General features: G+C 42.4%; 11 protein-coding genes. 8 read left to right on the forward strand and 3 right to left on the reverse strand.

Annotated elements, in window-relative coordinates; translation table 11 throughout:
- Positions 1–31: 31 nt before the first annotated feature.
- Positions 32–841, reverse strand: a complete 810-nt coding sequence (yaaA, locus tag JMW90_RS04900; protein WP_201561944.1) for a peroxide stress protein YaaA — start codon at positions 839–841, stop codon at positions 32–34.
- 475 nt (positions 842–1,316) lie between these two features.
- Here yaaA and JMW90_RS04905 point away from each other — a divergent pair, with 475 nt between their 5' ends.
- The 6 genes from JMW90_RS04905 to JMW90_RS04930 all read left to right on the forward strand — a co-directional run bounded on the left by JMW90_RS04905 (position 1,317) and on the right by JMW90_RS04930 (position 5,941).
- A complete protein-coding gene (locus JMW90_RS04905; protein ID WP_201561945.1) occupies positions 1,317–2,474 on the forward strand; it encodes a Re/Si-specific NAD(P)(+) transhydrogenase subunit alpha in 1,158 nt (385 codons plus the stop codon).
- A gap of 115 nt (positions 2,475–2,589) precedes the next feature.
- Positions 2,590–2,925 carry a proton-translocating transhydrogenase family protein gene (locus tag JMW90_RS04910; RefSeq protein ID WP_201561961.1) on the forward strand — a complete coding sequence of 112 codons (336 nt, stop codon included), beginning with the start codon at positions 2,590–2,592 and terminating at the stop codon, positions 2,923–2,925.
- Positions 2,922–4,322 carry an NAD(P)(+) transhydrogenase (Re/Si-specific) subunit beta gene (locus JMW90_RS04915; protein ID WP_379607408.1) on the forward strand — a complete coding sequence of 467 codons (1,401 nt, stop codon included), beginning with the start codon at positions 2,922–2,924 and terminating at the stop codon, positions 4,320–4,322. Before JMW90_RS04910 ends, JMW90_RS04915 begins: the two co-directional genes overlap by 4 nt.
- 117 nt (positions 4,323–4,439) lie before the next feature.
- Entirely contained in the window at positions 4,440–5,003 is a 564-nt protein-coding gene (locus JMW90_RS04920; protein ID WP_201561946.1) for an acyl-CoA thioesterase, read from the forward strand.
- 123 nt (positions 5,004–5,126) lie between these two features.
- On the forward strand, positions 5,127–5,336 hold the full coding sequence (gene iscX, locus JMW90_RS04925) for a Fe-S cluster assembly protein IscX (RefSeq protein WP_011279849.1): 210 nt from the start codon (positions 5,127–5,129) through the stop codon (positions 5,334–5,336).
- A gap of 80 nt (positions 5,337–5,416) precedes the next feature.
- The gene (locus JMW90_RS04930) at positions 5,417–5,941 is read left to right on the forward strand and encodes a GyrI-like domain-containing protein (protein WP_201561947.1); all 525 of its coding nucleotides are present in this window, start codon (positions 5,417–5,419) and stop codon (positions 5,939–5,941) included.
- A gap of 121 nt (positions 5,942–6,062) precedes the next feature.
- Here JMW90_RS04930 and dapE read toward each other — a convergent pair whose 3' ends face one another.
- Together dapE and JMW90_RS04940 are read right to left on the reverse strand one after the other, a co-directional pair.
- Positions 6,063–7,271: a succinyl-diaminopimelate desuccinylase gene (gene dapE / locus JMW90_RS04935; RefSeq protein WP_201561948.1), complete on the reverse strand. Its 1,209-nt coding sequence runs from the start codon at positions 7,269–7,271 to the stop codon at positions 6,063–6,065.
- A 68-nt stretch (positions 7,272–7,339) separates the two neighbouring features.
- A complete protein-coding gene (locus JMW90_RS04940; protein WP_201561949.1) occupies positions 7,340–8,101 on the reverse strand; it encodes a 2OG-Fe(II) oxygenase in 762 nt (253 codons plus the stop codon).
- A 129-nt stretch (positions 8,102–8,230) separates the two neighbouring features.
- Between JMW90_RS04940 and JMW90_RS04945 the strand changes: the two genes are divergently transcribed.
- Positions 8,231–9,106: a 23S rRNA (adenine(2030)-N(6))-methyltransferase RlmJ gene (locus JMW90_RS04945; protein ID WP_201561950.1), complete on the forward strand. Its 876-nt coding sequence runs from the start codon at positions 8,231–8,233 to the stop codon at positions 9,104–9,106.
- Positions 9,107–9,116: 10 nt separating this feature from the next.
- Complete coding sequence (gene pssA, locus JMW90_RS04950; RefSeq protein WP_201561951.1) at positions 9,117–10,064, forward strand: CDP-diacylglycerol--serine O-phosphatidyltransferase; 948 nt, start codon at positions 9,117–9,119, stop codon at positions 10,062–10,064.
- Positions 10,065–10,929 lie beyond the last annotated feature (865 nt).

Raw genomic sequence — 10,929 nt, forward strand, 5'->3', positions numbered from 1 at the left:
GAGAGGCTTGGAGTAATCCAGATAGCCGTTACTAAGCCACCGCATCACGCCTAAACACCCACGTCTTATCATCAGAGGCATCCGCACAATAATGATATCCCGCCAAATCAAACTGTTTTAATTGCTCAGCATTGGTCAATTTATTATCAGCGGCATATTTCACCATCAGTCCGCGCGCTTTTTTGGCATAGAAGCTAATGACTTTATATTGACCATTTTTTTCATCTTCAAATCGTGGCGTGATAATCTCCGCATTCAAGGCCTTCTTCTTTATCGCTTTAAAATATTCATTAGAAGCTAAATTAACCAAGACCTTGTCATCGCTATCAGCCGTGCGCTTATTAATAATCTTAGTGACGTCCTCGCCCCAAAACTCGTATAAATTACCACCGCGCGCATTTTTCAGCTTGGTGCCCATCTCTAGGCGATACGGTTGGATTAAATCTAACGGTTTTAGCACGCCATAAAGCCCGGACAAGATACCCAGATGTTCATTGACGTAAATAGCCGTATCTTTATCCATATGATACATATCAAGACCCGTATAAACATCGCCATCGAACAAATAACCAGCAGGCTTAGCCGCATTACCAGAAGCCTCATCAGTAAATGGCTGCTCTGTACTCCAGTGCCAATCTTGATTACGTTTAGCATTCAGCTGCGACAAATCATCAGAGATGCTCATCAGCTCTTGTAAGTCAATCGGTTCTTTCGACTTCAATATTTTCATCAGCGCCTGTGAGTGTTCAATCAGCTCAGGTTGACTATAGTAATTGCCAAGATTCACAGGGATGGCGTCTGTCTCATTTAGAGATTTGGCAGGAGAGAGTAAAAAATACATGGTTATTCCTTATTATAATGAGTCGGCGAACACGCCATTAACGTGTCAAGCTTTCTCATTATACGATACCTACAGGTTTAACTTGACTTACTCGTGGCTGTTTTGTACTTTTAAGCCTCATCATGGACACCTGTCAAATATTATAGTAACTGTGATGACCTTTGTAAGCTAATGGCCAAAGGCCTTTAAGCGCTTCAGGGGAAAATAAATTTTTTTAACACAACAATAAAAGTTATAATCATATTATAAATAGCTAACTTTTATTTTACTTGCGGGTCATCATTAAACGATGAAAGTTAGCAGACGATATATCTATAATAAAACGGCATGATGGCAAATCAGCTATCATTTATTAAATTGATAATCTTTGGTCCTAATTTTTAAACCAACAGCGACCAAAGGTTTTTTTGTCCCCTGTGCTTTTTAAATGTGCGTTGAGGGTATTAAGAGTAGTCATTAGACGTAAGGAGACGGTATGAAGATCGGTGTCATTAGTGCATATAGCGAAAGCGAGAGTCGAGTAGCACTAACCCCAGACGCGGTAAAAAAATTAAGCAAACTTGGGTTTGAAGTCGTGATACAGTCAGGTGCAGGTCAAGCAGCGTATTACGCTGATGAGATGTATCAGGCTGCAGGTGCCGACATTGCCAGTAGCAGCACCGAGGTCGTCACCCAATCTCAGATTATTACTACCGTCAATGACTTACCGACTGAAGCTATTAATGGCTTATCGTCTGGTCAGATCGTCATTGGCATGCTCGACCCGTATCGCAATACTCAGTTGGATACTTATGCGGCCAAAGGTGCTACCGCCTTTGCCATGGAGCTATTACCACGCACATTGTCGCGCGCACAGAATATGGACGTTTTGTCCTCACAAGCCAATCTTGCAGGCTACAAAGCGGTGTTGCTTGCTGCCAATGAATACTCGCGTCCGTTCCCGATGTTTATGACCTCAGCGGGTACAGTTAAACCTGCCAAAGTGGTTATCTTAGGCGTCGGTGTTGCAGGTTTGCAGGCTATTGCGACAGCCAAGCGTTTGGGCGCCGTCGTTGAAGCCAGTGATTTGCGTCCGACAGCTCGCGAGCAAGTAGAGTCATTAGGTGGTAAATGGCTTGATGTGCCGATGAGTGCAGAGGAGGCTGAAACAGCTAAATCTACAGGCGGCTATGCGTGGACACCATCTGAGCAATATATCAAAGACCAAGCTGCTGTCGTTGACAAAGCTTTGAGTAATGCGGACATCGTCATTACGACTGCACAGATTCCTGGTCGTAACGCACCGCGTTTGGTACACCAATCAACCCTTGCCAAAATGAAAGCAGGTTCAGTATTAATCGATATGGCTGCTGGTACTGGCGGTAACGTCGAGGGCAGTGTCCCTGATGAAACCATTATGACTGCTAATGGCGTACGTATCGTCGGTGCAGCCAACATTCCATCGCAGCTAGCGGCGCAGTCTTCAGACTTATATGCCAATAATCTTGTTAATTTTATTACTACCTTGATTGCTCCTGCCACGACCGACGACGCTTCAGCAAACACACTGGCACTCAACATAGACATGGAAGATGAGATTCAAGGCGCATTAGCCGTGACACATGAGAATCAAGTACGTCTCGCTAAATGCTAAATGCTAAATGCTAGGTCTTGATATTTTCATTATCGTACATTTGCTAGACACGAATAAATTTTAGGAGTATAAGATGATTGCCACTATTCTAGCGGCAGCGCCAGCCGGTGCGGCCATGAGTAGCACGCCATTCGTAGCGATTTTTACCGTATTTGTGCTTGCTATTTTTGTCGGATATTACGTCGTTTGGGGCGTTACGCCTGCATTGCATACACCATTGATGGCGGTAACCAATGCTTTATCAAGTATTGTTATCGTCGGTGCGATGCTACAGACCGTTACCATTGATGGGTCGATATTCACGCCAACCAGTTTGCTTGGGGCTTTTGCGGTATTTTTAGCCAGTATCAATATTTTTGGTGGTTTTGCTGTGACTGAGCGTATGCTATCGATGTTTAAGCCAAAAGTGAAAAAAGAAGTAGTGACAACGAATACTGGGGGTGACGCATGAGTGACTTATCAAATATGATTGCGGCCAATGCGGATTGGTTTTATCTCATCGGTGCCATTCTTTTTGTTTTGACGTTACGTGGTCTCTCTAGCCCAAAAACGGCGATTCGTGGTAATCGATTTGGCATGGTTGCCATGGCGATTGCTGTTGTGACGACGTTCTTCTTAGCAGAAGGCCCCGTACTTTGGTTAATTATCGGTGCGATGGTGTTAGGTGCTATTGTCGGGATGTGGAAAGCGAAGACGGTGGCGATGACTCAAATGCCAGAAACGGTTGCCTTGATGCATTCGTTTGTTGGTTTGGCAGCGGTTGCTATTGCGTTAGCAACGGTATTGCATACTGAACAACAGCATGGTGCGGTTGCTCGTGTTGAATTGTTTATCGGTTGCTTTATCGGTGCGATTACTTTTTCAGCGTCTGTCTTTGCCTTTGGCAAGTTGGCAGCTAAAAGCTGGGCGAAAACCTTGGTTGGCGGCTGGGTAAAACCAGTACAAGCACTACTATTTATAGCGATGATTGCTTTTGGTGGCGTGTACTTCGTCACAGATTCATTACCAGCTTTCTATGCTATGGCAGTGATTGCGGTCATCTTTGGTTGGATGTGGATTGCCCCAATTGGCGGCGGTGATATGCCAGTGGTCGTGTCTCTACTGAATTCATTTTCAGGTTGGGCGGCAGCAGGTATTGGTTTTACCCTTGGCAACTCGATGCTGATTATCGCAGGTTCGCTCGTCGGTTCATCAGGTGCGATTCTATCTTATATCATGTGTAAAGCCATGAACCGCTCATTACTTAATGTGCTATTTGGCGGGATGGGTACGTCAGCAGTCGCGGCAGGCGGCGATGATGGCGCGCCGAAAAACTACAAAGCAGGTTCTGCAGAAGATGCAGGCTTCCTTATGGCAAATGCCAGTAGTGTGGTGATTGTTCCAGGTTACGGCATGGCGCAAGGTCGCGCACAAAATGCGGTCAAAGAGCTGTATGAGCTGTTAAAAGAAGAAGGCGTCAACGTGCGCTTTGCGATTCATCCGGTTGCTGGTCGTATGCCAGGACATATGAACGTGCTATTGGCGGAAGCCGATGTCCCTTATGATGACATTCTTGAGATGGATGAGATTAACTCAGACTTTGCGAGTACCGATGTGGTGTTGGTTATCGGTGCAAATGACGTTGTTAATCCGTCTGCGAAAGACGATCCTACTTCACCAATCTTTGGTATGCCGATTCTAGAAGTGACTAAAGCCCAAACGATTATGGTTATCAAGCGTTCGATGAGTACCGGTTATGCAGGTCTAGATAACAGCTTATTCTATATGGACAAGACCATGATGATCTTTGGTGATGCCAAGAAAATGGTCGAAGAGATGGTACGTAGTATCAATGGCGCTGGTCATTAATTTTTAAGTAGAAGCTTGCACATAAAAAAGTCACTGCGGTGGCTTTTTTTGCGTTAAGGTATGCCGCATTTATATGCAATCATGATTGATACAAAATAACAGTTAAGAGATTTACTTATGAATATGTTAATACGTTTTTTTATTATGGTCAGCCTACTCAAACAACAACTTAAGAAGCAATCAACGAGTGAGCGCCTAAGTGTCGAGACATTAACAGCGCCGATTGTACGTCATTATCGTGTATTACCGCATGATATGGGCTTTCGCGATCATTTGCCAAACTATCGTTACTTGTCTTTTATTGAGCTAAACATCACCAACTGGCTCATGGCATGCTGTCATCAGAAAGGCATTAAAGATCTAGGCTGGATTATCGCTATGCAGGAGATGATCTATCTTAAAGAGATTAAGTTCTTAGATAAAATGACAGTGAATAGTAAGGTTGTTGGCTGGGATAAAAAGTACGTCTACTTTGATCATCATTTTTTTGTCAAAAATCAATTGATGGGCGTTGGTATGACCAAGTTTGTTTTAATGGATAACAAAGGTAAATGCACGCCTGAGATATTAGATATGCTAGGCGAGCAGATGACGGATGTCATTAGCACTTGGAATAAACACCAAGTAGCGGTTAAGTCGGCTGACTCTAGTAAGGCCAATAAATCACCAGCGACTGCATAACGAACTTAGCTATAATCATTTGATAAATTTTGGTAGGATAGTGCTTATGTATATAGCACCTATATATTGGAAAATTTGTTCAAAAAATATGTTATAAAAAAGATGAAAAAATAAGGAGCCGCTATGACCCCGCAGAAGTTAAAATGGACAGACAGTCTAGATATCGCCATCGAGCTTTATGAAAAATTCCCAGAGACGGATCCGCAGTATATCCGCTTTACCGATTTGCATCGCTGGGTGACTGAGCTTGAAGGCTTTGACGATGATCCACAAAGGTCTAATGAAGGTATTTTAGAAGCGATTCAGATGAATTGGATCGATGAAGCGGACTAGATTGACCTTTTTACTACTTTTTAATGACAAACATAGCCTTAATAAACATAATTTCAAATGAAAACAGGACAGACCGTCTCATGACTGCACCAATCCAAGAGCTAACCGATGTACAAATTTGCACAGGCATCAGCGTACGCACCACCAATACCGATGAAATCAGCCATGAAACGGCAAAGTTAGGCAAGCTATGGCAAAGTTTTTACAAAAATCACGTGAGCCAACTTGAAAAGGGTGAGGATATCTACGGTATTTATCATAACTATGAGAGTGATGATGTCGGCGCTTTTGATGTGGTAGCCAGTTGGAAGGTGAACAGTCAACAAGAACAGTCAGAAAATCATGATACGGCTAATACTGTCAAAGCTACTAAGAATAAAAATGTAAGCAACCTAACCACGGTTAGCATCCCTGCAGGAAAATACATGGTATTTTCTGAATACGGTAACATGCCTAATACCGTGATGAATGCGTGGGAGAAGGCATGGACGTATTTTAATGATCCAAGTTGTGAGCACACGCGACTTTATGATGTCGATTTTGAGCGTTATGTCGATGGCAATCTAGAATTCGGTCAAGTGGATCTCTATATTGGTATTGAGTAAAAAGGCTAAGGCTTTACAGGTCTGACTGATAAACTATATTATGTACTAAGTGATTCACTACCTATATTAAAAAAGCGCCAACTCTAAAAGAGATGGCGCTTTTTGTTTTTACTAATGCTGATTAATCTAATAGCAAATTCTCTAAAATCCCTTCATAAATCTGTGCCAATTTCCCTAAGTCGTCTACTTCTACTTTTTCATCGACCTGATGAATAGTGGCGTTACGCACGCCAAGTTCGACCACTTGCGCACCGGTTGGCGCGATAAAGCGCCCATCTGATGTGCCGCCAGAAGTTGATAATGTCGTATCGGTTCCAGTCACAGACTTAATTGCTTGCTGGCATGCTGAGACCAATTTACCTTCAGGCGTCAAAAAAGGCTGACCAGATAATTTCCAATGAATAGCATAACTGGCCTTGCTGTCTTTGAAGTATTTATCAAAGATAGCATGTGTTTTCGCTTTTAGCTCATCTTCAGTCGTTTCTGTCGAAAAGCGGAAGTTAAATACAGCCTCTAAGGTTTCAGGAATGACATTGGTCGCGCCTGTGCCACTATTGATATTAGATATTTGTAGTGAAGTTGCAGGGAAGTAATCATTGCCATTATCCCAAGTAGCATTGGTCAATTCTGCGAGCGCTGACAGAGCGGCATGAATAGGATTTGAGGCAAGGTGCGGATAGGCGACATGACCTTGCTTACCAGTGACAGTTAGCACCGCACCCAATGAGCCACGACGACCGTTTTTGATAATATCGCCAAGCGTATCCGTGCTTGATGGTTCACCTACTAAGCAATAAGTAATTTTTTCTTGTCGTGCTTCCAAGGTTTCTATGACTTTGACTGTGCCATTAATAGAGGGTCCTTCTTCATCTGAGGTGATTAAAAAGGCAATTGAGCCATTGTGCTCAGGGTGATTCGCCACAAAGCGCTCAGCAGCGACGGTAAAAGCGGCAATGCCAGTTTTCATATCAGCCGCACCGCGCGCCCATAAATAGCCATCTGCAATGGTTGGGGTAAATGGCGGATAAGTCCAGTTTTTTTCATCGCCTGTTGGGACGACGTCAGTATGACCTGCAAAGCAAATGACCGGATTGGTGGTACCACGGCGCGCCCATAAATTTTTAACCTCAGCATGTTCGCCTTTTGCTTGTCTATCACTGTAATACATAAACTCACAGTCAAAGCCGGCTTGCGTCAGCCGCTCAGATAAGATGTCTTGGCAGCCATCATCATCTGGGGTGACAGAAGGACGTTCAAGTAAGGCAATACTTAAGTCCAAGGTTTGTTGTTGATGGGTTTGAGAAGTTAGGTTTTTATCAAAATCTGACATGAGAAGCCTTTTTTATTATAGAAGGATGGATGTAGCTGGTAAGAGAGTCTTTATGAATATTACAGTACTTAAATAACGTCTTCAATAAAAGGCACTAAGCCATCACGGCGCATCCAAGTCGCGATAGAATAACGCTGACGATTCGCGATTTGCACTTGATGTTGTAAGTCACTATCGAATATTACCAGCCTATTGGCGACAGGCATTACATTATGATGGATACCATGTTTATCGACGATTTCTAAGGCACCGCTGTCACTAGTAGTCCAGTCATCATTAAGATAAAACACTGCCGAGATAACGCGTTCATTACGCCCAGTTGGATTGTCACTATGCCATTGGTAGCCAAAACCTACTGGATAACAGGCGTAATGCGCCTCGCTATGACGAATACCAGCGTACAAGCTTTGATTGAATAAAGCAGCAAGCGCATTGATACTTTGCAGGTAGTAAAACCCCGCAAAAAAATCTTTGGTAATCCAGCGTATTTTATCACCGCGAATATCACTGGTACGAATACCCGCTGTTAGCTGAGCATCACGATAGTCAATAAAGCCACTTTCCGCTTGCAGTGCTAATAATGCTTTTTGTTCAAAGACATCGTCAATAATGAGCCAACCATCATCAACAAACGTATCCAACTGTTTATCTGTCAGCTTGTGTTCCCAATTAACCTCAAAATCAGAGGATTGTAATAGATGTTGGGTTGGCAGCGGCTGATTATTATCATAGTTAGTAGGATATACAGATAACAGTGGCGGATTATCCTTGCCTATTGGATTATCAACCACCAACGTTGTCACATCAAGATTGCTAATAATCTTCGTCATTTTGTCTCGCTATCGTCCATTATCTGTCATTACACCGTCAATCTATGCCTTTTTACCAAAACCATCGTTATCTTTGAGCCATCCTATGCTACCATAGATGCAATTTTTCTTATTTAAACTTTTGAGATTATGAACTATAAACACGCCTATCATGCTGGTAACTTTGCCGATGTTGTCAAGCACATTTTATTGGTACAACTGCTGAATCAAATGGGGCAAAAAAACAAACCTTTTTATGTGCTTGATGCTTATGGCGGTCGTGGACTGTATTCGCTCGGCAGTGAAGAGGCTCGCAAGACGGGTGAAGCCAAAGGTGGTATTCAAGCCTTGGTAAAAGCCGATGTCGAAAAAGCGCCAGCTGCCATCAAAGATTATATGGAAGGCATTAAGCAAGCCCGTTTTACCTATGATAAAAAAGTCTATCCGGGTTCGCCGTGGTGGATTGCCCATCATGTTGAAAAAAATCCAGAGGCTGGCGTGCGCGGCGAAGCGTTTGAAGCCAAAGCTAGTGAATATGATGCACTGAATTATCAGCTGCATAAATTGCCAATCGGTATTCATCATCGCAATGCTTTTGAAGGTATCGCTGCCGTGATTCCGCCAAAAGAAAAGCGTGGCTTGATATTTTTAGATCCTCCTTATGAGCAGGAGCATAAAGATTTTACCCGTCTAATCGATTTGTTGGTGCACTCTTACAACAAGTGGCCACAAGGCACTTATGCGTTATGGTTCCCAATCAAAAACATCGATGCGGTTGAGCTGTTCTATAAAAAGCTTAAGCGTACTGAGATGAGACGTCAGCTGGTCTGTGAGCTAAATATTTATCCTAAAGATATCGCTGTCGGTCTAAACGGTACAGGGTTACTCGTGATCAATCCGCCATGGCAGTTCGATAACCAAGCGCGTGAGATATTGCGTTTCTTACAGCCTGTATTAAAAGTTGCTGATGCACCAGATTTAACACCTGATAGTGCAACCACCGTCCGCTGGTTGGTTGGCGAATAAGGATATTGTTATGACGACTGATCAATCATCACGTAGCCTTGAAAAAAACAGTCTTGCAAAGGGCAGTCTGGTCACTGATAAAGTGATGAATGACGGTATGATCAAAGAGCCTTTATTACAAGATAGCGCTGCTACTCAACCGCCTTTTATTGATGAGCATGATTTCGATATTCGCTTGGCGGATAATGAGAACTATGATGGGCTGACGTTCGAGGTGATTGAAGCGGAAGTCGCTGAAGGTAAGCGGGTAGTCAGTCGCGGTGTTTATTTAGCACCCAACTTGATCACCACTTTATCGCTGCTGTCAGGCTTTTATTCTATTTTAGCCAGTACGCAAGGTGAGTTTTATAAAGCATCCTTAGCGATTTTCTTATCGGCTATTTTGGATGGCGCAGATGGCAGGGTAGCGCGTATGCTCAATGCGCAAAGCCCCTTTGGCGAGCAGTATGATTCGCTTGCCGATATGCTAGCTTTTGGTGTTGCGCCTGCTATCTTAATTTATAGCTTTGCTTTGCAGCCATTAGGTCGTATTGGGCTTGGCTGTGCGTTTGTCTTTACTGCCTGTGCCGCATTCCGTTTGGCACGTTTTAACGTTCAGATTGGTGAGGTCGATAAGAAATACTTTGTTGGTTTGGCCAGTCCGCTTGCCGCTATTTTAGTCACAGCAGCTGTCATGGTTGCCGTTGATCATAATCAATGGATCGGACAATACGATACGCCTGTGATGTTATTATTTGCCGCTTGGGTCGTTATTTGCGGTTTGCTGATGGTTAGCAACGTCAAGTACTATAGCTTTAAAGAGTTTGATAAGAAAAAAGTCCCTTTTGTGGTGCTTATCGTTGGTGTATTGGTCATGAGTATCGTGTTATATGATATTCCTGTCGGCATCTTAGCGATTGGTGTTATTTATGCCTTATCAGGTATTTTTAGCACCTTACAAGCCAAAGCGACCAGTTAACGCTAAAGCTGTTTTATAGTAGAAATCAATTTAAGGCACGCAAATAAAAACCGCCTATTTTTTAATAGACGGTTTTTATTTGCGTGCTAGTTTTTGAATCTATTAGACACTGAAGCTATGGTTCTAATAAAGATAACCATAACAAGTGAAAAATTAAAATAAAATAAATAGCTATTGATTAAGTGCAATATTAAAGCCTTATATAATGCCATTGTATGGAATCTGCGTAAAGGTTATATAGTTAATCCACTTTTAAAAGAGTACAGAGCTACTAGGCTTAATAATTCGCAGCCTCTGTCTGAGTAGGCACAATAAGCAAGAAAAATTAATATCAGCAGTACTTGATGTATCGATATTACTTTTCTCTGACTATAGGTTATTCTTGAGTTTATCAATATCCTTTAGATTCTAGGTAAGTCCTTACCAATTTAACTTACTCTTTCTCATCAATTTATCCTAGATTACTCTGTTTATATAAGACAGCTACTAATATTTTATATTTTGTAAAACCACAAGTTATTGATAGTTATACTAGTAATAATTCATATGTTCAGCATTCACAACCACCCAAAATAAACTCGACAAACCCCTTGACCCCCATCTAAAACTGCGTATAATGCCACCCAGTCGGAAGGGGAAGGTGGTTTAGAGAATGATTTATCATTCTAGTAACTTAGCCAACCAAGTAAATGATTTTTAAGTTTCCATAAACTAAATAAAATAAGTTCTTGACACTCTATTAAAAGCGTCTATAATACGCACCTCAGCAAAGGGAAGCTGGCAAATAAGTTAACAAACTTATAACCCAGATAACCCGTTGAAACGAATTAGAACAAAGGGTTGACAGACTTATATTTAATGATAT

This window comes from Psychrobacter glacincola (assembly GCF_904846215.1).
GTDB lineage: Bacteria > Pseudomonadota > Gammaproteobacteria > Pseudomonadales > Moraxellaceae > Psychrobacter > Psychrobacter glacincola.